The 23,439-nt window shown below is 32.2% G+C and carries 14 protein-coding genes; 12 read left to right on the forward strand and 2 right to left on the reverse strand.

The annotated features are described in order from the left end of the window. The first annotated feature begins 259 nt into the window (after window positions 1–259). The 8 genes from GH715_RS17390 (at window position 260) to GH715_RS17425 (ending at window position 16,412) form a co-directional block, all read left to right on the forward strand. Window positions 260–1,036 (forward strand): ABC transporter permease, encoded by a 777-nt coding sequence (locus GH715_RS17390; protein ID WP_153836452.1) that lies wholly within the window; start codon window positions 260–262, stop codon window positions 1,034–1,036. Window positions 1,037–1,049: 13 nt separating this feature from the next. After that, window positions 1,050–2,555, forward strand: a complete 1,506-nt coding sequence (locus tag GH715_RS17395) for an ABC transporter ATP-binding protein (RefSeq protein WP_153836451.1) — start codon at window positions 1,050–1,052, stop codon at window positions 2,553–2,555. Window positions 2,556–2,568: 13 nt separating this feature from the next. Further along, the gene (locus GH715_RS17400) at window positions 2,569–5,094 is read left to right on the forward strand and encodes a glycosyltransferase (protein ID WP_153836450.1); all 2,526 of its coding nucleotides are present in this window, start codon (window positions 2,569–2,571) and stop codon (window positions 5,092–5,094) included. Window positions 5,095–5,265: 171 nt separating this feature from the next. Further along, window positions 5,266–8,913, forward strand: a complete 3,648-nt coding sequence (locus GH715_RS17405; RefSeq protein ID WP_228760337.1) for an N-acetylglucosaminidase — start codon at window positions 5,266–5,268, stop codon at window positions 8,911–8,913. 134 nt (window positions 8,914–9,047) lie between these two features. Next, window positions 9,048–9,974 (forward strand): class I SAM-dependent methyltransferase, encoded by a 927-nt coding sequence (locus GH715_RS17410; RefSeq protein ID WP_163578737.1) that lies wholly within the window; start codon window positions 9,048–9,050, stop codon window positions 9,972–9,974. Between the two features lie 31 nt (window positions 9,975–10,005). After that, on the forward strand, window positions 10,006–12,051 hold the full coding sequence (locus tag GH715_RS17415; RefSeq protein WP_153836448.1) for a glycosyltransferase family 2 protein: 2,046 nt from the start codon (window positions 10,006–10,008) through the stop codon (window positions 12,049–12,051). A gap of 26 nt (window positions 12,052–12,077) precedes the next feature. Then, window positions 12,078–12,905 carry a glycosyl transferase family 2 gene (locus tag GH715_RS17420; RefSeq protein ID WP_153836447.1) on the forward strand — a complete coding sequence of 276 codons (828 nt, stop codon included), beginning with the start codon at window positions 12,078–12,080 and terminating at the stop codon, window positions 12,903–12,905. Between the two features lie 333 nt (window positions 12,906–13,238). Further along, window positions 13,239–16,412, forward strand: a complete 3,174-nt coding sequence (locus tag GH715_RS17425; protein ID WP_153836446.1) for an N-acetylmuramoyl-L-alanine amidase family protein — start codon at window positions 13,239–13,241, stop codon at window positions 16,410–16,412. Between the two features lie 68 nt (window positions 16,413–16,480). On the opposite strand, the gene GH715_RS17430 is transcribed toward GH715_RS17425, so the two are convergent. Further along, complete coding sequence (locus GH715_RS17430) at window positions 16,481–17,530, reverse strand: LCP family protein (protein WP_153836445.1); 1,050 nt, start codon at window positions 17,528–17,530, stop codon at window positions 16,481–16,483. 227 nt (window positions 17,531–17,757) lie between these two features. Between GH715_RS17430 and GH715_RS17435 the strand changes: the two genes are divergently transcribed. The 4 genes from GH715_RS17435 to GH715_RS17450 all read left to right on the forward strand — a co-directional run bounded on the left by GH715_RS17435 (window position 17,758) and on the right by GH715_RS17450 (window position 22,779). Beyond that, a complete protein-coding gene (locus tag GH715_RS17435) occupies window positions 17,758–18,924 on the forward strand; it encodes a nucleotide sugar dehydrogenase (RefSeq protein WP_153836444.1) in 1,167 nt (388 codons plus the stop codon). A gap of 159 nt (window positions 18,925–19,083) precedes the next feature. Then, window positions 19,084–20,157, forward strand: a complete 1,074-nt coding sequence (locus GH715_RS17440; protein ID WP_153836443.1) for a glycosyltransferase family 4 protein — start codon at window positions 19,084–19,086, stop codon at window positions 20,155–20,157. 72 nt (window positions 20,158–20,229) lie between these two features. Then, complete coding sequence (locus tag GH715_RS17445; protein WP_153836442.1) at window positions 20,230–21,699, forward strand: MBOAT family O-acyltransferase; 1,470 nt, start codon at window positions 20,230–20,232, stop codon at window positions 21,697–21,699. An 18-nt stretch (window positions 21,700–21,717) separates the two neighbouring features. After that, complete coding sequence (locus tag GH715_RS17450; protein ID WP_153836441.1) at window positions 21,718–22,779, forward strand: hypothetical protein; 1,062 nt, start codon at window positions 21,718–21,720, stop codon at window positions 22,777–22,779. A gap of 6 nt (window positions 22,780–22,785) precedes the next feature. Here GH715_RS17450 and GH715_RS17455 read toward each other — a convergent pair whose 3' ends face one another. Next, window positions 22,786–23,274, reverse strand: coding sequence for a YhfM domain-containing protein (locus tag GH715_RS17455; protein WP_153836440.1), 489 nt, complete (start codon window positions 23,272–23,274; stop codon window positions 22,786–22,788). Window positions 23,275–23,439: the final 165 nt, after the last annotated feature.

Raw genomic sequence — 23,439 nt, forward strand, 5'->3', positions numbered from 1 at the left:
ACAACAATGAGAATTTTATGATGAGCAATATATTGAGTTGGGGATATGTAAAACCTTTACAAATGAAATTATCTAGGTTAATATGTATTCTTATGTTGATTCGTTGATAAAGTTTTTAGTATTCAACATTAATAAAGAAATAAATATTTTCGAATGATATAGAGGTTCTGGATAGAAAAACGGAACGGTCTAGCTTAAACTATAATTATAGCAGTTGACTTGCAAGCAATTAAAATATAGGTGGGTGTCATTTTGACTTATGCGAAATTACTTATCTGAAATATTAAAAAGAAAAGATTTATTATTATATTTAGTTAAATCAGGTTTAAAAGCTGAGAATAGAGATAGCTATTTAGGATATTTTTGGTGGTTGTTAGATCCTTTATTAAATGTGCTAGTATACTATTTTTTAGTAGTAATCATTCTCCAGCGAGGTGGAGAAAATTATGCTGTTTATTTAGTGATAGGGTTGGTTGTCTGGAGATGGATGAATACAACTGTTAGGTCATCTGCAAAAGCAATTACTAAATATTCATCGATTATTAACCAAGTTTATTTACCCAAATCGATGTTCCCGATAGCTTTATCTACGTCACAATTATTTAATTTTGTATTTGGATTAGTGGTAATAGCAATATTCTTAATAGCATTTGGAGTCATGCCAGGGTGGCAAATAGTTTATTTACCGTTAATAATACTTATTCAGTTATTAATGTTATTAGCTCTTGGTATGTTCATTTCTTATATTTGTGTTTTTATTAAGGATATTGATTATATTTTGTCACACATAATAAGATTGTTTTTTTACGCTTCGCCGATTATCTGGGAAGGAAGTAGACTTCCAGCAGAGCTAGATTGGGTTGTGGCTATTAATCCTGTGGCAATCATTCTTGATGCTTATCGTGCTATATTAATGTATCAGCAGGTTCCAGAATTTACAGGATTATTTGTAATCACTATTGCTTCATGCGTTGCTATTGTATTCATGCTTTACCATTTCATGAAAAATGAGCATAAAATAATTAAAGCTTTATAAATGAGGGTTTTCTATGTCAGTAAATAATAAAGAAATATTAATAAAAGCTGAGAATTTAGGTGTATCCTTTGATCCAAACTTTAAGAAAGACGATTATAAGTCACACGCATTAAATTGGATGAAAAGAAAGAACAAGAATAAAAACAAAAAAAAGAAACTAGTTTGGCCACTGAAAAATATTAATTTTACTGGTTATAAAGGTGAAGTGCTTGGGATAATTGGATCAAATGGAGCTGGTAAAACGACCCTTTGTAAAACTATTTCAAACATTTTAGAACCGGATAAAGGAAGTCTCACTGTTGATGGCAAAGTTACGGCATTATTTTCCTTTGGAATGGGCTTTAATAAAGAATTAACAGGAAGAGAGAATGTGTATCTAAATGGAATGATGTTAGGTATCGAAAAACAGAAAATCGCTCAATTTATTAACGATATTCATGATTTTTCGGGTTTAGAGGAATTTTTTGAAGAGCCAATGAAGTACTATTCCAGTGGTATGAAAGCGCGTCTAGGTTTCAGTGTAGCTGCACATCTAGAGCCAGAAATATTAATCTTAGATGAAGCTTTAAATACAGGTGATACAGAGTTTAGTAATAAAGCATCTAAAAAAATAAAAGAATTAGTTGAAAAGGCAAAAATGGTCATAATAGTTACCCATAGTATTGGATTTGCTAAAAAAAATTGTGATCGATTAATATGGTTAGATAAAGGAGAAGTACGCGAAGTAGGAGACCCTGAACAAATAGTAGAGCATTATAAACAGTCCTTACCACCCAAAAAACCAAGGAAGAAATTAGAAATCGATAAAACAGAGACAATTGTAAAAGATAACACTGTAATTAAGGCTGAAAATATAAGTGTAGCATATAATTTAAAGAAAAAAACACATTGGGCTTTGAAAGAAGTAAACTTCAATATTAAAGAGGGAGAAATTATTGGAGTAATTGGTCATAACGGTGCTGGGAAAAGTACGCTTTGTAAAGTCCTAACGAGAATTCTTGAACCGGAACAAGGGCAAATACAGATTAACGGAGAGACTTCGGCATTGTTAGGTTATGGTACTGGTTTTAATGCTCAATTATCCGGAGCAGATAATATATATTTAAATGGTATGCTATTAGGTATGCCTTTAGATAAAGTAGAAAAAAATTATGATCATATTGTCAAATTCTCAGGATTAGGGAATAAAATCAATCAACCAGTTAAGGAATATTCTAGTGGTATGAAAGCAAGATTAGGTTTTAGTATCGCTTCAACGCTAGAGCCGGATATTTTTATAATTGATGAAGCTTTGTCTACAGGGGATATGGAGTTCAAACAGAAAGCTACTGAGAGAATTCAAGAAATGATATTAAGTGCAAAAGCAGTAATTATCGTTTCACACAGCATGAATTTTGTCAAAACTGTATGTACAAGGGCAATTTGGTTCGAAAAAGGAAGAGTAGCTTTTGATGGAGAACCTGAAGAAGCAATTAATAGATATAAAAAAAGGCTAGCAGAAAAAAAATTAGGTAAATAGGGTGTTTTATAGAATGAAGAAAAAAATCAAAAAAATTATTGTAAGTATAATTGAATTTGGTGCTTATAAAGTAATCTCTTCTAAACATCGTCGTCAAATCGTTGATAAGCTTCCATCTGTAATAAAAAAACGTATTAAGGGTCTTGTCAAAAATGGAAAACAGCAGAAAAAATTCAATAAGGTAGAAAGGCTTAAATATAAATTACGAAACCTTGGTTTTGAAGAAAAAGCCTTGTTTGAATTAGAGCAGCTCATGGAGACCACTAATAATAATTTAATGAAAAAATTAATTGCTTGGGAGTTAGCTGTTTGGCATTCAAATAAACAAACAGAAGAAGGTGCAAGACAAAGTATTAAGTTATTACCAATAGTTTCAAACGGTGAGAAGGACCCAGCAAAATTAAGGCAAATTACTATAATTGAAGCTGAAAATTTAATGTATTTGGGGCATAAAGAACGGGCTAAAAGTATACTAGATAAGATGCTAAGAGTAGAACACCATCCAGATTTATACTTGGCTAGAGCGAATACAGAGGATTCGGTTACTGAGCGCTTAAAATGGGTAAATAAAGTTTACAACTATTTTTCGCTCAGCGAAGTATATTTCACTCAGACAAATGATAAACGGGATCCATATGATCAATTATCATCTGAAAATGCACCTTTGAGAAAGTTTAATGGTTCTAAAGTTACTGTTATTATACCAGTTTACAATGCTGAAGAGGTAATTAAAACTTCTTTATTATCAATTTTAAATCAAACATGGAGTAATTTAGAAGTAATGGTAGTTGATGATTGCAGTAATGATGAGACAGAAAATATCATAAGGAAAATTCAGAAGAAAGATAATAGAGTTCACCTGTTAAAAACGCCATCCAATAGTGGTGCTTATGTAGCACGTAATATTGCCTTATCCCAAGCTACGGGTGATTTTGTTACGATAAATGACGCTGATGATTGGTCCCATAGCAAGAAGATAGAAACGCAAGTGATGCATTTACTGAAAAATGAAAAATACATTGGGAATACCTCTCAACAAGCTAGGGCAACAGAAAATTTGAGTTTCTTTAGAAGAGGTAAACCAGGGTTATATCTATTTAGTAATATGTCTTCTTTTATGTTTAGAAGAAAAGAAGTTATGGATGCAATAGGATATTGGGATTCAGTTAGATTCGGTGGTGATTCTGAATTTATTAAAAGAATTAAATATGTTTTCGGTGAAGAGAGTATTATAGAATTAGAAACTGGTCCTCTATCTTTCCAAAGGCAGAGTGAAACTTCCCTTACTGGTAATTCATCATTCGGATTTCCTGGATTTTTTATGGGAGCAAGGAAAGAATATCTAGAAGCACAAGTATACTATCATAAAAACAATAAAAATTTATATTATGAATTTCCGATGAAAAACAGGCCGTTCCCGGCTCCAGAACCAATGTTGCCACAACGAATTAAAGACAAATCAAATAGAAGACATTTTGATGTTATAATTGTCTCTGATTTTCGATTAGACGGAGGATCCACTTTGTCAAGTGTCGAAGAAATCAAAGCACAACAAAAAGCGGGTTATAAAACAGGAATAATTCAAATGGCACGTTATGATTATCCTCCAAAAAAGAAGATTAATCCTAAGGTTAGAGATTTAATTGATGGAGAAACAGTACAATTATTAGTATACGGAGAAAAAGTTTCCTGTGACGTATTAATTTTACGATATCCTCCTATGTTGCAAGAAAAACAAATTTATATTCCAGATGTGGTTGCTAAAGATGTTAGACTAATTATTAATCAGCCACCTCAAAGTGCTTATGGGACTAATTTTGAAATTCGTTATGATTTAGATGAAATTTATAAAAATATGATTCATTATTTTGGAACGTCAGGTACTTGGCATACTATTGGTCCGCTTATAAGAGAAGCGTTGATCACGCATCATCCAAGTGAAATAGCTAATAAGCCACTATCACAAGATGACTGGTATAATATTATCGATATTGAAGAATGGAATAACTTTCGAAAAACAAAAGAAAACAAACCAGATCTAATTAAAATAGGTAGACATTCAAGAGATTCTTACGTAAAGTGGCCAGAAACAAAAGAAGAAATGCTTTCTGTGTATCCAGAAAACAGTAATTGTCAGATATTGGTTTTGGGGGGAGCGAGTATTCCTAAAAGAGTGATTGGTTACTTGCCGGAAAATTGGAAGGTGTATGAATTTGGCGAGATTTCATCTCAACAATTTTTAAAAGAATTAGACCTATTCATTTACTTTACACATTCCGATTGGGTTGAATCATTCGGACGAGTAATAATAGAGGCTATGGCTGCAGGAGTACCCGTTGTATTACCAAATAACTATAAACCACTCTTTAAAGATGCTGCCAATTACGCAGAGCCTGATGAGGTAGAAAGCCTTATTATGAGATTCCGTAATGACCCATCTCTTATGAAAAGTAGTTCAGAAAAAGCCTTACGTTTTGTAGAAGAAAACTTTAGCTATAGTATGCACCAAAAAAGAATAGAGAAAATTATCTCAAATTAAAAACCAGGCCTATTGGCTTGGTTTTTATTAATTACAAATAACTACAAAAAACTGTCGGTTATTGGCATTTCGTCATATTAATTGAAATTATATATACTACTATAAGCTTGATTTTGATATAATAAATATATGGTTGATAGCTGTAATTTTAATGTCAGAAAGGAAGATTGAATGAAAAGGTTTGTTTGCATAGTTAGTACAATTACATTGTTTATGGTCTCATCTCCAATAATTTATGCTGAAACAACAGAGGAGGTGAACAATGAGCAAATAATTAATAAGGATAGTAGTATTCAAAGTGATTCTGAAAATACAGAAGAGAGTACTACAAATAATAAAAGCGATGAATTAGGACAAAATGAGGTAGACGAAAATTCAGATGAGACTGAACAATCTATTAGTAAAGAAGAACTAACTGATGAAGAAACTGAGGTTAGTGAAGAAGAACAGCTAGATGAACAAGAAGCTAACGGAGAAACAAAAGCTAGTGATGAAGAAGTAGTAGTAGATAAACAGGTTACTACAATGCAAACTACAGCTCAACCATCATCACCCGATGAACTATATGAAATGGCCAAAGAAGAACGAACTGCTACAGGGAAGTTAGAACTATTTGCTCAAGGAATGGAACAATACCCTAATGATTCCAGATTTGAGCAAGGTGTGCAATCGAGTGCGCTATCACTCTTAGATTGGGCAAGAAAAAAACAGAATCGTGATGAATTTGAAACAGCTATTGATCGCTATCAAACTATAATCGAAACTTATGGTGTAAAAGACGAAATAGTTAATTTAACGCAAAAATATTTAGAGCATGCTCAAGCAAACAAAGCCATTCCATCTGCTGACACACTATATGAAGAAACTCAAAAAGAGACAACAGTCTCAGGTATATTTAATACTTTTCTTAATGCGTATAAGTGGCATCCTTTTGATGAAAAAATATATGAAGGATTTTTAAATAGTCAAGAGTCTTTGTTTGATTGGGCGAAAAAGCAACATGATAAAGCAGGATATGAAATAGCTATTGAACGTTATGAAATGATTTTAAGCGCACCCTTAGTTCATCAAGAGATCCATAAAAATGTAAAACAACGTCTTCAGTATGCACAAAAAGGAAAGAGACCGGCAGATGTTATTTATGGATTAGCAGTTAATGAACGAACAGCATCCGGACAACTTAATTTGTATCTTGAAGGGTATGAATTCTATCCCAATGATACCCGTTTCCACAACGGAATTAATCAAAGTGCTAAAAATTTATTGAATTGGGCAAGGAAAAACCAAAATAATGGTGATTATGAAACAGCTATTGAGAGATATCAAATAATCTTAAGTACACCAAAAATCACCGATAATTTAAAAATGCAAACATCAAATTATTTAGAATTAGCAGAAAATCAGCAGCAAATACCATCAGCAGATAAGTTGTATAAAAGCGCACAAAAAGAAACAACCGTTTCAGGTATCTTTAATGCTTATGAAGTAGCTTATGGTTTATATCCAGAGGATGATCGATTTCATCAAGGATTTCTGGATAGTCAAAAACAATTGTTTAACTGGGCGAAGTTACAACATGATAGAGCAAGGTACGAAACGGCTATCGAAAGATATAATATGATTCTAAGTGCTTCTATAAAAAATCAGGATATTCTGAAACAAGTTGAAAGTAAACTAGAAGATGCTCAAAATGGTAAACGGCCAGCAGATGTTATATATAAAGCTGCCCAAGAAGAAACAACTGCTTCAGGAACTGTAGATCTCTTTGCAGAAGGTTATAATTTCTATCCAAATGATAAACGCTTTGAAGAAGGTCTAAAAAAAAGTAGTCAAACTCTATTTGAATGGGCTACAAAAAAACATCAAAAAGGTAATTATGCAACTGCAGAAGATAGATATATATATATATTAAATCTACCACTTATTACAAATGAACTTTCTGATCAAGTAACATTTCAATTAGGTTATGCAGAGAAAAATAAATTAATTCCTTCTGTTTCTAATTTAATAACAGAAGCTATGAATCTAAATACTTTGAGTGCACGTCTAGATTTACTAACAGACGGTTATGCTATCTATAAAGGAGAACAATCGTTAATTGACGCTATTAATGAAGTTGCCGAGTCAATGTTAGATTGGGCTACAAGTAAGCATAATGAAGGAGATTACGGGATCGCATCAGCTCGATACAAGACTATTATAGATACACTAGCAGTCTCTAAAGAGCTAAAAAAATCAGCTCAAATGAAATTAAATTATGCACAGGAAGAGAATATTTTACCTTCAAGTGAAGAATTACTAGAAATTGCACAAGATCAAACTAGTGCATCAAAAATCCTAGAATCATATATTGATGGATACATTTTATATCCTAGTGATTCCAGGTTTATAGAGGGAATAAACGGTGGAGCACAAGCATTGTTAGATTGGGCAACTAAACAACATCAAAATAGTAACTATGATACGGCAATAGATCGTTATCAAAAGATACTATCAGCACCTAAAGTAGAAAACACAATATCAAAGGAGGCAGAAATTAAATTAAAATATGCCTTAAATAGAGGTGGCTTCCCATCCTCAGATTACTTATATATGCAAGCCGATCGGAGTGATAGTGCTTCTACTAAATTTGAGCTGTTTGAAGAAGGCACTATATTATATCCGAATGAAAATAGGTTTTTCACTGGGTTGAATTCTAGTGCATTAAATCTATTATTATGGGCAATGAAACAACATGAGAATACTAGATTTGATGTTGCAATTGATCGATACAATAAATTACTTGCTTCGCCCGAAGTATCTGATAGTGTTAAAGATATTGCGGAAAGAAACAAAACTTTAGCAGAGCAGTCTAAAGTGCCTACTAGACAAGTTATTGAAAATAGCAACTATAATGTTTCTTTAATGGAAGCTCTTAGTTCTCAGATGAGTTTGTCTACACCGCCTCAAACTGATAAATACCGAAATCAACCTGCTTATATTCATAGTTCATTCGTGTCTAGTTCTGGGAAAGTAGAAAAAAATGCGAATATTTATGCCTCTACTAATCCTGATAGCCATATTTATACCTCATATAATAAAGGTGAGAAAATATCGGTAATTAAGAGTGTGAGAGGTGAAACGTGGAACGGAAGCAATACATGGTATGAAATTAGTCTAGGTGCTTGGCGAAATGCAAAAGCCTCAGATGTAGTAACATACTTAGACCCTGAAAATAACGATCTTTATCAACACTTAGTATTGACTTCTAGCCCTGGAGTGTCAAATACACAACTAAATAATATACTTTCAGGAAAAGGTATTTTATCAGGAAAAGGTCAGGTGTTTATTGAAGCAGGATTAGAACATTCTGTTAATGAGATTTACTTAATTTCACACGCAATACTGGAAACAGGTCATGGTACTTCTGATTTAGCTAATGGAATTAAGGTCGGTAAAGATTCAAATGGAAATCTCAAACTAGTGAATTCTAAAAACAAAGATAGTTTATCCAATATTAGAACTACTTATAACATGTTTGGAATTGGAGCAGCAGATAGCGATGCAAAAAGACTAGGTGCTTTTAAAGCATATAGAGAAGGTTGGTTTTCGCCAGAAGCGGCAATTATGGGTGGTGCTAAGTTTATTGGTGGATCTTACATTCATAATAGTTATAAACAAAATACCCTTTACAAAATGAGGTGGAACCCAGCAAATCCAGGCTATCCGCAATATGCAACAGATATGGCATGGGCAACCAAACAAATAAGTAATATAAAATATCTGTACAGTCAATTGGATAATCCGATACTTCATTTTGATATTCCGAACTACAGATAATATAACTAAGGATCCCTGCAGTGACAGGGATCTTTTTCTTTTATTTCGTGAATCTTCCCAAAAAAAAAACCTTATGGTATGATACATTATGAGCATTTCATCAAATATCCTAAAATTTAATGGAGGTTAACGTTTTGAATTACAAAGTAGGAGTTAATGACACTTATTGGAATAGAAGGACTAACATGATGTATTACCAATACATTGACTTTTTAGTGAGAGCATTTGCAATAAATGCAAAAAATATCCTTGATGTAGGAACAGCTAATACAGCATATATTGAGAATTTCGATTGGATATCTGATAAGTATACATTAGATATAAGTAAACCCTATTCTTCCCCGAACGTTACCTCGATAGAAATGGATTTCTTGGAGTTTAATCCTGAAAATAGATTCGATTTTGTAACTTGTCTTCAAGTATTAGAACATATTCCAAAAGTGGATGAATTTGCAAAAAAGTTACTTGAGGTTTCGGATAGGTTGTTAATATCCGTACCTTATAATTGGATTGAAGGTTCAGAAGATGAGCACATCCATGACCCAGTAGATTTAGATAAAGTAAATAAATGGTTTGGAAGAGAACCTAGTTATTATATAATAGTTGAAGAACCATTAAGGGATATCAAGAAAGGCAAACATAGGAGACTTATTTGTTACTATCAAGATGAACCAGTTAATTATAAGAAAGCCTTACAAAATGTGAAAGAGGGGTATACTAAAGAAATAAAAATGAATAGTGAATATGGTAACTCCAACCAGAATTTATTACTGAACACAATAGACTTACTGAGAAAAGAACAAGAAATGAATCATGAAATATTAGAGACAGAATTTGCAATAAGAGATATTGAAACTCGACTAAAAGAGCTAAGAAACGAGAATAAATCAAAAAGGCAAAAAATTAAAGCCTTAGAAGATCAAATTAAAAAACAATCAGAAAAAATAGTTTTGTTTCGTAATAAGCAGAAATATTGTAAAAGACAATATACTAAGATTCAAAATAGCCGTGCATGGAAAGTGACTGATCCAATACGCAGAATCAAAAAGCTTGTTAAATAAATATGATATTAACTTATCGGAGGGCTATATTTTGACTTCAGAACAAACAAATATCAATAAGCAGAAAAAATTCAATGAATTACAAAAACAACTCAAAGAATTAGAATTGCGCTTAGAAGAAGAAGAAAAAAAGGAAAAGAAACTAATAAATAAATTTAATGAATTGAACTTAAAGTCAGAAACAACGGATGATTTATATAGAAAGGAATTATCAAGAAAAAAGAAAGAAGAAAAGAAGCTTAGAAGAATAGAAAATAGCAGAATTTGGAGATTGACATTTCCTATTAGATATACTATTGCTTCTCTCAAAGGTAAGAAATATAAAGAAGAATTCAATATAAAAACTAATAATAAAAAGTCAGGAAAAGGTTCATTAGAAAAAATAAAACAACTTGAAAAGGCATTATGGGGAGGTTTCTCTAAATACGCATTACCGGAAGTAGAAGATATAAAAAATTCTTTATCAGAACCAACAAATATAAAAATAAGAGCAGCTTGGATTTTAGCCAAATGGTACTATGACTTGCAAGATTATGATCGTGCTTTGGAGGAAATAAAATATGTAAACGAATTTGATATGAGAAAAAACACTTTTTTAAGTAACACAATATCAGAAATAAAAGTTTTAAGAAGCCAAGGACAATTGGATTTGGCAAAAAATAAATTATGGAATATTTCTGAAGATGTTGGTTTTAATTCTGAGTTTATTTTAGCAATGGCTCATGTAGAAAAATCGCCTGAAAGCAAATTAAAATGGTTAAATTTAATTTATGAAAAACATGGCTATACATTAGTTGAAAAAAGAGATAAGGAAAGAAATTTAGCATTAGATAACTTAATATCTAACTCAAAAAAGGCTGATTCTAATCTAAATCAATATAAAATTAGTATCATTGTTCCTGCTTTCAAAGCGGAAGATTCGATACATATTGCTCTCAATAGTTTGTTAGAACAAACAGTAAAAAATATTGAAATAATTGTTGTGGATGATTGCAGCCCAGATAATACAGCTGGGATCGTTCAGGAGTTTGTTAAAAGAGACTCAAGAGTAAAATTAATTAGAAAAGAAAGAAACGAAGGTGCATATGCAGCAAGAAATGAAGGACTTCTTCAGGCAACAGGTGATTATATAACGGTTCATGATAGCGATGATTGGTCTCATCCTCAGAAGTTGGAAATCCAATTAACTGAAATATTAAAAAAACCAAATGTTATAGGTTCTTTTTCTAATTTAATTAGAATTTCAAATGAACTATTGCCTATTAATGCAGGATCTCTTCTAAGTAAAAGATTTCTTATTATGAATACCTCTTCTTTATTATTCGATAGAAAGGTTATTTCAGTTATTGGTGGATGGGATAGTGTAAGAGTAGCAGGAGACACGGAATTTTTATGGAGACTCCAAAAGGCATTTGGGGAAGATAGTCTAGCTCTAGTAGAACCTAATGTACCTTTATCTTTAGCTTTATTTAGTGAAAGTTCTTTAACTGGGACAAGTCAAACCCATGTTAAAACAATAAGATTTGGATTAAGGAGAATTTATAGAGAAGCAGGAGAATGGTGGCAGAATAATGTAGAGAACGAAAAAGATTTATTTGTTGATCCGAAAAGATATAATAAAAAATTTCCTAGGCCGATTCCTATCATGAATAAAAAACCAGAGGACTTAACTTATGACTTTGTATTTATAGGAGATTTTGCATCAGAGGAAAGCATACAATCTATTTTACGAAATATGAATGATGCTGGTGAAAAAAATAAAAAAATGGCTATATATCATTGGCCATATTATCAAAATGACATTAAAAGCCCAATTATTGACGAGGTTTATAAGCTATGTAACAAGTATGATGTAGCATTACTGATTCCTAATGAAGAAGTAAATACAGGTACTACCCTTGTATATACCTCGCATGTTTTAGATTACGTTCTAGATGGTGGACCTAATATCGATTCTCATGAGTCTTTTATAATAGAAAATAAAGAAATAAGTGAGGAAAGTAAAAAATTAAGAGAGAAAAATTTACTAAATGTATGTAATATTTCAGCTAAATGGAAAAGTAAATTCGATATTTAAATCTAGTGTTTAAGGGGAATTAATTTATGAATGGTTTTAAAAAAAGAAGTATTTCTTTTCATCAGTTAGAAAATGAAATACTTGTCCAAGAGGAACCTTTTATTCTTGATGTTGAAAAAGAAGGTATACACTTTGAATTTTTACTTAAAACGAATATGGACAACGATAAAGCTATTGTCCTTGGATCTGGAGCTTATGATGCAAGTTCAGAGTTACAACCACCTATTTTCCAAAGACATAAATGGTTAGGGGATTTTGGAGAGAATCTTATATATTATAACGACCCTACTTTATACCATGGAAATATAAATATAGGTTGGGGATTTGGACGAGAAGATGTCCATTATTTAGAAGAAATTTCTACTATTATTAAATATTTATTAATGAACCTAAATATATCTTTAAATAAAACTTTACTATATGGAAGTTCTGCTGGTGGGTTTATGTCTTTGATGTTAGGGGGGCTTTTAAAGGAACCAATTGTATTGGTAAATAACCCTCAAACAATAGTATGGAATTATTATGAACGACATGTAAATGCCCTGTTTTTAAGTACATTACCTGATATGAATAGAGAAGACATTATTAAGAAGTACAAAAAACGATTGAATGTAATCCATTTTTATAAAGAAAAGGAAGTTGTACCTAGAATTATTTATTTACAAAATATTTCAAGCACCCGGGATATAACACATCACCTTGATCCTTTTATTTTAGGTTTAAAGGATATTGATGCCATGAATTTTAATGAAAAAATAGAGGTCATACTATATGCAGATAAAAAGTCTGGACATAATCCACTTAAGAAAAAAGAAACGTTAAAACATATAGAAAAAGCTCTCAATTTATTATAAAATAGCGGTGGAGATCAAAGTTCTAAATGATATAGTTATAGCTTAAATCTATATCATTTAGAACCGAATGAAATATACCATTATGTTGAATACAAATATACGTTTTCGGTTGCTACACCTCAAAAGTTCGAGTGCAATGCTTAACTTTTGGGGTGTATTTTTGGATTTGTTTAGTTCAATTAACCTACTTTAACACTTCTATAATAGACCATTATAATAGTTAAATTCTAGTAAAATGAATCATTGGTTCTATTACTTATTGTCTGAATTTGTTATAATGTAAATGGTTGCTTATCATCATTATTTACTTAGTTCACGAGAAAGGGAGATGTAATGAAAAAGCTAGTTTTGGTACTTAGTATCACGTTATTTTTGGGTACATCCACAACCCTTTATGCGGAAACAACAAATGAGAACGAGGTGTTTATTGAAACAGAGGAGAAAAATATTGCGACCAACGAAGAAAATATTACTAAGGAATCAGAAGAAGAAGGAAATAAGATTGAAGGTAATGTGGATGAACAGTCTAAAGAACAAGATGTGAAAAGAGAGCTTGTGGAAAGCAAAGACAAAGATGTTTCAGATGGTGAAGAAAAAACATCATTACAGACAATGCAAATAAGTTCTTCGTTAACAGCAGATAAGCTATATGAACAAGCAAAAAATGAAAGATCAGCCACAAGTAAAGTCAAGTTATTTGAACAAGGGTATCAACAATATCCCAATGATGATAGGTTTGAACATGGTCTTCAAGATAGTGTATTAAATTTGTTGGATTGGGCTAGCAAAAAACAAAATAATGGTAAATATGAAATTGCGAAAGATCGTTATCAAACTATTTTAGGCACCAATGGAGTAAAGTCAGATATCGTAGAACTTACAAAAAAATATCTAGAACAAGCAAATACTCTGAACAAAATACCTTTACAATCTAACTTGGAGAATAAAATACAACAAGAAACGACTGTTTCAGGAATTTTTGATGCTTACTTAGAAGCTTATAAATGGTATCCATATGATGATCAAATCATAAATGGATTCTTTAAAAGCCAAAAAGCATTATTTAATTGGGCAAAAAATCAACACGATCAAGCTAGATATGACACAGCAGAGTCCAGATATAATAAGCTACTAGCTGCTCCAATCATTAACAATGAAATTGAGGATCAGGTCAAACAAAGATTAGCAGATACTCAAAGTGGCAAGCGACCATCAGATGTCATTTATGATATGGCCAAACAGGAAAAAACAGTTACTGGTAAAGTTCGCCTTAATGTGGAGGGACTGGAGTTTTATCCAGATGATATTCGTTTTCAAAGAGGCTTACAAACTAGTGTTGAAAATCTATTGAATTGGGCGAGTAATAAACAGAATAATAGTCATTTTGGAACGGCAATTGATAGGTATTTGTTTATATTGGAAATTGAGGGTATATCGTCTGAATTACAAATGAAAACGGAGAAGTTCCTTCAATTAGCTGAAAATGAAAAGTTTATTCCGAAAGCTGATGATTTATATGATAGAGCGAGGAAACAAACAACTGCATCAGGATTAATGGATTCCTATCAAGAAGCTTATGTTTGGTATCCAGAAGACAGCCGTATAGTCAAGGGGTTCTTAGCAAGTCAAGAAAATCTGTTTGATTGGGCAAAAAATAAACATGATCAAGGAGATTATTCAACAGCTCTAACTCGATATGAAAAAATATTAAATGCATCACTAGTAAATGATAACATCATTAACCAAGTGAAACAAAGACTAGATGATGCGAAAGCTGGAAAAAGGTCATCTGATGTAATTTATAAAGCTGCAAAAAATGCATCAACAGCCTCAGGGATTCTAGATTTGTATCTAGAAGGGTATAAATTTTATCCTAACGATCAACGCTTTGTAAATGGAGTACAAGAAGGTGCTGATGGACTATATGAATGGGCAACCAATCAGCATAATAAGAGCAATTTTGCTGTGGCAACTGCTCGGTATCTAAAGTTACTAGAAGTTCCAAATATTTCAGATAAACTTCGAAATAAAATTACACTTCAATTAAGTTATGCAGAGGGCAATAAAAGTATTCCTACACCTTCACAAATGATTGAAAATGCATTAAATCAAAATATTTTGTCACAGAAGTTAGAAGTACTTGTTAGAGCTTATTATTACTTCGATGAAAGTAATACAGCTATCGAAGTAGCAATAAATGATGTTATTTCATCTTATTTATCATGGGCAACTGGTAAACAAAATGAGGGTGAATACCAAACTGCGATTGCTAGATATGAAAAAATCTTGGAAAAACCGGCAGTAGGAGATAAGTATATTAGAGAAGCAGAGACAAAATTAAAATACGCAAAAGAAAATAAAAAGATCCCAACTGCAAATGAGATGTTGCATTATGCGGAGCAGCAGACGACAGCATCGGGAATACTAAATGCTTATTTAGAAGCATTAGCTTTTTATCCGGAAAACGATCAAATTATCGAAGGTGTAACCTATGGAGCTAGTAATTTGTTATCCTGGGCTACATCCCAACATAATAGCGATAATTATACAACTGCTATTGATCGTTATGAGATACTGTTAAAGGTACCAAGACTTGATAAAATGTTATTGAAAGAAATAGAGATTAAGCTAGCATATGCTAAAAAGTCCAATAAAATTCCTTCCGCTGATTATTTATTGAAAGAAGCAGAAGCGAAAACGACAGCATCAGGAATATTTGATGCATATGAAGCGGGAGCCATTCTATATCCTAATGATTCACGAATTAATGCAGGTGTGAATTCTAGTGCTCTTAATCTTTATTCTTGGGCTACAGCACAACATGAAGCTAGAAAATTTGATGTTGCAATTCGCAGATATAACAAAATAACAGCATCACCATTTGTTTCAGATGATATCAAAGATATGGCAAAAGAAAACAAATCCTTAGCAAAGCAGTCTAAAGTTCCAGAAAGTACCGTGAAAATATTCCTAGATCCTGGTCATGGTGGTAGTGATCCAGGAGGTTCTGGTTATGGTCTAGAAGAGAAGAAAGTTGTATTAAAAATCGCTAATTATACTAAAAACTATTTAGAGAAGAATTATCAAGGTGTAGAAGTTAAACTTTCTCGTTCGGTTGATACTTTCGTAGGACTCGAAGCAAGATCTCAATTAGCTAATAATTGGAGAGCTGACTATTTTGTTAGTTTTCATACGAATGCGTTCGATGGAAAAGCAAGCGGATTTGAGAGTTATATCCATAATGGTAATATATCAAGCTTGACCAAGAACTTGCAAAAAGAAATTCACACATATCTTGTTGGTGAAATGGGCTTTAAGGACCGTGGTATGAAACAAGCAAACTTCAATGTATTAAGAAATACTAACATGCCGGCGATTTTAATGGAGTATTTATTTATAGACAATAAATCGGAAAATAAATTATTAAGTAGTGAAGCTTACTTGAAAAAAATAGGAGAAACAACAGCTAAAGCAGTTGCAAGTTCATTCCATTTAGTATCTAAATAAGTATAAAATAAAACCGAACTTCTCAGAAGTTCGGTTTTATTTATTGCATCAAAGTATCTGTAGTAAATTCAACTTGCCTCATAAGTTTCTGAGTCCTCTGTCCCCTCGACATTTTCTTCATCAGTTAAATCCAAATGTGTCTGTAAAATTTCCTTCGTCTTCGCAAGGTGTTGTTCATCAAGACCATAATAATAAATATTATTTAACCAGAGGTCACTGCCTTCAAGATTCAATGTTTCCATATCAATGTTACCAGATGTACCATAAGATAAGAAAGCTTTCATTTCATCAAATGTTAAGTTTGTCGTCATGTTGCTACCGACAGCTTGAATCGCATCATCTAGTTTAAATACAGAATTAACAGATGTTGCTTTATTAATAACAGCTTTCATGATTTCTTGTTGTCTTTTACCGCGTTCTATATCATTATCAATTTTCCTTGTTCTAGCTAACGCTAATGCTTCTTCACCATTTAAATTCTGCTCACCAGGAAGAAGATGAATGGAGTCACGCTTATCATTTGAATCGGATTCGGTAAATTCAAATGGAACTTCCATTTTTACACCACCGATTGCATCAATGACATCAACAAAGGCATTAAAATTCAACTTCACGTAGTAGTCAACAGGAACATCTAAGAAAGATTCTACCGTTTCTATCGTCGCATGAACGCCACCAAATGCATGGGCATGCGTTATTTTGTCTTCATAACCGACTTCAGGGACATAAACATATGAATCACGAGGGATACTCAGCATTTTTACACTATTATCATTTTTGTTTAGGGTAGCTAAGATTAATGCGTCAGATCGAACAGGTTCATTCTTTTCTCCTCTGTGTTCACTATCATCTACACCGATAAATAATACGGACACATGATCCTCTGTAGGATCGACCTCTTTTGCACGTAATTCTGATTTATTATCGTCACGCCCATCACTTTCATAAGAATCTGACACGGCTTTTTCTGCTTCATTGACTAAGTTAATTGCATAAGCAGAGACAGCGCCAATTAATATAATTAAAGGTACGAAAATAAAGAATAAAATTTTCTTACGTTTACTTTTCTTTTTCTTTTCTTTTATTTGAATTCTGGAATTCACATCTTTTTTTGACATCGTATTTCCCCCGATTTCTAGAATAGCCCACACTAACTATCATTTTACTATGAAATGATGTGGACGTAAATTGGATTTCAGAAAAAATTTTACAATTTAATATATTAGACGTCATTTTGCAACAAAAGTTACAATGTATTAATGAAATAATTAGATCCTATGTTATATATATAAAATGTGATAAGATGATATATGATTACAATAGTGTATAGAAGGGACGAAATCATATGAAAATAGCTGTAGCAGGAACAGGCTATGTTGGGTTATCAAATGCAATATTATTGGCACAGCATAATGAAGTATATGCTTTAGATATAGTAGAAGAAAAAGTACAACTTATTAATAATAAAAAATCTCCAATTATTGATCCAGAGATTGAAGATTTTCTGGCAAACAAAGAATTAAATTTAACAGCAACAACAGATCCAAAGCAAGCTTACCATAATGCAAGCTATGTGATAATATCAACCCCTACGAACTATGACCCTGATAAAAATTATTTTGATACATCAACTGTAGAAAAAGTGATTGATACGGTGTTATCTATTAACCCAGATGCAACGATGGTAATTAAATCAACGATACCTGTTGGATATACGTTAGAATTGCGTGAAAAGTTTCAAACAGAGAACATCATCTTTTCACCAGAGTTTTTAAGAGAAGGAAAAGCGCTGTATGATAATTTATATCCCTCTCGTATTGTTGTAGGAGAACAATCAGAACGTGCTCGTATCTTCGCAGATTTGTTGACAAATGGTGCAATCAAAGAAGATATTGATATCCTTTTTACTAATTCAACAGAAGCGGAAGCGATCAAACTATTTGCGAACACTTATTTAGCGATGCGAGTTGCTTTCTTTAATGAGTTAGATACCTATGCCGAGGTACGTGGTCTCAATACGAAACAAATTATTGAAGGAGTTGGTTTAGATCCAAGAATCGGCAAACATTATAATAATCCTTCTTTCGGTTATGGTGGCTATTGTCTGCCTAAAGATACAAAACAATTACTGGCAAATTACCAAGACGTACCAAATAATATTATGGCAGCGATTGTAGATGCGAATCGTACCCGTAAGGATCATATCGCATCCAGTATTTTAGCAAAGAATCCAAAAGTAGTTGGTATTTATCGCTTAACAATGAAAACAAATTCTGATAACTTCAGACAATCTGCTATTCAAGGTGTCATGAAACGTTTGAAAGCAGAAGGTGTGGAAGTCGCCGTATACGAACCAAACCTACATGATGAAACATTCTTTAATTCTAAAGTAATCAACGATTTTGATACTTTTACAGAAGTTGCAGATGTGATTGTTGCGAACCGTTTAACAGATGAATTAAAAGCTGTGAAAGATAAAGTGTATACACGTGATCTGTATAGTAGAGATTAATTATGAAGAAACGGTCTGGATTTAATCATTTAAATCGTATATTTATAGTATACATGGAGTAAAATCATGCTATAATGGTGCAAGATATTTGTACAACGATATAAGAAAATATGTTAAAATTCGTTAATAGGATTTCCATTAATTTAAGTAGGTGTGAATATGTTTAACATAACGGAGTTAATCGTAGCGTTTCTAATATCTGCTACCGTAGCATTTGCGTCAACTCCTCTTATCAAAAAATTTGCATTTAAGGTAAAAGCTGTAGACCTACCAGGTGAAAGAAAAAAACATAATGGTGCCAAAGCACGATTAGGTGGTCTAGCCATTGTATTGGGGGTTGTTGCAGGCTTACTTTATTTACAACCACAGCATCCGCATATGCTAGAGATTATCATTGGTGGTATCATCATTATTATTACAGGAGTTATTGATGATATAGTCGGACTAAAAGCATATCAGAAATTAATCGGGCAACTTGCCGCTGCGCTTGTTGTTGTTTCTTCTGGATTAGTAATAGATAAATTAACGTTGCCTTTTGTAGGAACAGTTCAATTAGAAGGATTCGGCTTAATTCTTACCATTATATGGGTTGTCGGTGTCTCTAATGCCATTAACCTTATCGATGGTTTGGATGGACTTGCCGCCGGCGTATCAGCGATAGGTTTAACCAGCATTTTAATTATTGCGATCACAGATTACCGTATGATTGTTGTTTATTTAGGAATGGTTTTAGTTGGAAGCTGTCTTGGTTTTCTATACCATAACTTCTATCCGGCCAAGATTTTTATGGGCGACACGGGTGCTTTGTTTTTAGGATATGCGATTTCCGTCATATCCATGCTCGGTCTCTTTAAGAATGTCGCCTTTTTTAGTTTTATCATACCAATTATTATAATAGCTGTACCGATTTTTGATACGCTCTTCGCCATTGTGCGTCGCTTGATCAATAAGCAAAATATAGGTACAGCTGACCGCAAGCATATCCATTACCAGCTAGTCGATATGGGCTACAGCCATCAAACTTCTGTGCTAATTATTTATGCATTTAGCGGCTTCTTCGGTATTATGGCGATTATCTTTAACAGTGCAACCATGTTAACGTCATTGATTATTTTAGGATTGATTATTATCGGTATTCAGCTAATTGCTGAATTATCCGGAATCGTTATGAATGGACATCAGCCAATAATAAGCAGTGTAAGAAAGATACTTGGAAAAAATCAAAAAGTTTAATAAATAATCAGCTCTATTTATTTAGAGCTGATTATTTACTCATAATTTCATCGTTGGAAGGAACATAGATCTATGTTGTTTAATTCAGTACCTTTTATATTTGTATTCTTACCAGTAGCAGTTATAGGATATTTTATTTTAGCGAAGATTGCTTCGGGAAAATTTTCTAAAATATGGTTAATAATATGTTCATTATTCTTCTATGCATATTGGAATCCCATCTATATCTTTTTAATAGTTGGATCAATGATTGTGAACTTTTCAATCTCAAAATGTTTTTCTCAAAATTTGAATAGGAAAATTAGAAAAGGCGCAATAGTCCTTGGTATTTTATTTAATATAGGCTTACTTGGTTATTTTAAATATGTCGACTTTTTTATTAAAAATATCAATGCAGTATTCCAAACTGAAATTGCTATGCTTCATATCATGTTGCCGTTAGCGATTAGTTTCTTTACTTTTCAACAAATAGCATATCTTGTGGACAGATATAAAGGTAATTACACAGACCCAAAGCTGTCAACTTATTTATTATTTGTTACTTTCTTTCCGCAATTAATAGCAGGACCAATCGTACATCATAAAGAAATGATGCCTCAGTTTGAAAATGAAGAAAACAAACGAATAAACTGGGATAATATAGCTAGAGGTTTATTTATTTTTATTATAGGATTAACAAAAAAAGTCGCAATTGCTGATACGGTAGCAATTTGGGCAAATGCAGGTTTTCAAAACTACGAAAATTTAAGTACTATTGATGCTTGGTTGACTTCATTAAGTTATACAACACAACTATATTTTGACTTTAGTGGTTATTGTGATATGGCAATAGGGATAGGACTTTTATTTAATATTAAATTACCAGTTAATTTCTTTTCACCTTATAAAGCCCGTAATATCCAAGATTTTTGGAACAGATGGCATATGACTTTAACTCGCTTTTTAACACATTACATTTATATACCTTTAGGTGGAAATCGTAAAGGTATAAGTAGAACATATGTCAATATATTAATAGTTTTCTTTATTAGTGGGATATGGCATGGCGCTGGATGGACATTTATTATTTGGGGAATGCTTCATGGAATAGCTTCAGTAATTGTGCGGTTAATGAAAAAAATCAATCTTTCATTCCCATGGGTTGTATCATGGTTTCTTACATTTATATTTGTGAATACAACATGGGTGTACTTTCGAGCAACCAGTTTTGATCAAGCAAATACAATAATTAAAAAAATGTTCTTGTTTGAATATAATTATGAGTATCCAATTCGAAAATTCTTTAATAAACCAATGGAAATATTCGCTGCAGGTAATGAATATGATTTTATACTCTTTCATTTGGATAATCCAAAGATAATTGTCGCAAGCTTGTTTGTTTTATTATTGATTTCATTTATTGGTAGAAACTCTATAGAATTATTAGAAGGTTTTAAAACAAATCTTACCAATATAGCTTTTGTACAATTATTAGTAGCTATTACATTAGTGGTAATATTTTTCATTAATAAGAATAGTGAATTTTTATATTTTAATTTCTAATTTAAAGGAGTGTTTGAGGTGAATGCAAAGAAGTGGCTTATACTATTAATCTCCTCAGGTACTTTATTCTTAGGATTGCCCGTTGGTGCAATCATGGGATTTAATATGTATGTAGATCCATTATGGAATTTTGATCATAGTAATAAGTACAATAGTGTGCAACGAGGATTTAATGAAAGACAGCAAAAAACAAATGATATTACATTTGGAGATGAGTTTGATTATGATAACTTGCTTATTGGAACAAGCAGGACAACCTATATGAATCAGTATCATTTTAGTGAACCTACTTATAATTATGGATTAAGTGCACAATCATTTTTAGAGTATCCTTATTACATTGAATATGCGAAAAAACAAAATGACCGACCATTCAAAAAAATCTATATGGAGATGTATTTGAACTCATCTCATAGTGGTCACGAAATTACAAGAGAACATCCGGATGTTCATATTTCAACAACAAATGAACCCTTTTACAGATATACCTCTTTATTTTCTTATGATACTTATCAAAAATCTAAGGAAAGTATTAAAATGTCTACAAAAGGTGAATTCACAGGGCACAGGGCATATAAAAGAAATAATGTTGCATTTACTGGTCAAGATGGGTCAGATATTCTAGAAAAAATCAAGGAATATGAAAAAAAGATGTCAGAAAGAGAAATGGAAGAATACGACTTTAATCCTGATTATGAAGATATGTTACAGGACATTATCGATAGTAATCCAACGACAGAATTTGTTCCGTTTACAGAACCGATGCCAGCCCGTAAACTAGTGGCTATGTTGAAAATAGAAGGCTATCGTGATGGCTTTGATAAATGGTATCATGCGATGGTAAACCAGTTTGATAAAGTGTATTCTTTTCAAATGATCTCTCCGATTACAGAGAATGTAGAAGGGACATGGTTTGATTTAACTCATATTAATCATAAGAAAGCAGACAGATTAATTGAAGCCTTGGAAAAACCAGAAGAAAATGATGATATCATCACCGTCGTTACAAAAGAAAATGTAGATGAATATTTAGATAGTTTATTCCAGCAGGTTGATAATTATAATCCAAAGAACAAGTAGCCCTTATCACAGGGCTACTTGTTCGTTATTCGGTAAAACTAATTGATTTAAACTTAAGATTAAATCTTCAGGAATTATATACACTGTACTGGAGTCATTTTGATTCATAATCGAACCTTCATCTTCACCTAGATTCATGTAATATTTTGAAGTGGATTTATCTTGAAACATGAAAGTAACTGCATAATCTGACTTTAAAACATCAACAACACCCTTTATTCGTTCTCCTCGTTTTACCATTTCCGCAAAAGTAGAAATTGTCTCGATTTCTTCTTGAGAATAAACAATATAAGGATCCTCTTCATCGGAGTTAACCTTTCCAATCTCTGAAATTGATATACTTTCGATTATTCTTCCATCTAACTGAACTGGAATTGTCTTTTGATCTTTTTTTATAATAGTGTCTTCATTACTTTGACTTTTTATTGTTTGTTGGCTACAGCTAATAACACAAAATATACACAACAGAGAAAAGCTAAACATTAATAGTTTCATGTACATACCTCCTAGGTTCTTTATATAATTAAACGGTACTGTTTATAAAAGGTTACAGAAATAATTTGAATCTTCAAAGAGACACGACCACACCTCTGAATTTGATTAGAGCGATGTGAAGGAAATTTGTTTATGGCATACTAAAAATGTAGCAATTGGCATTTA

This window comes from Gracilibacillus thailandensis, from assembly GCF_010994055.1.
Classification (GTDB): domain Bacteria; phylum Bacillota; class Bacilli; order Bacillales; family Amphibacillaceae; genus Gracilibacillus; species Gracilibacillus lacisalsi.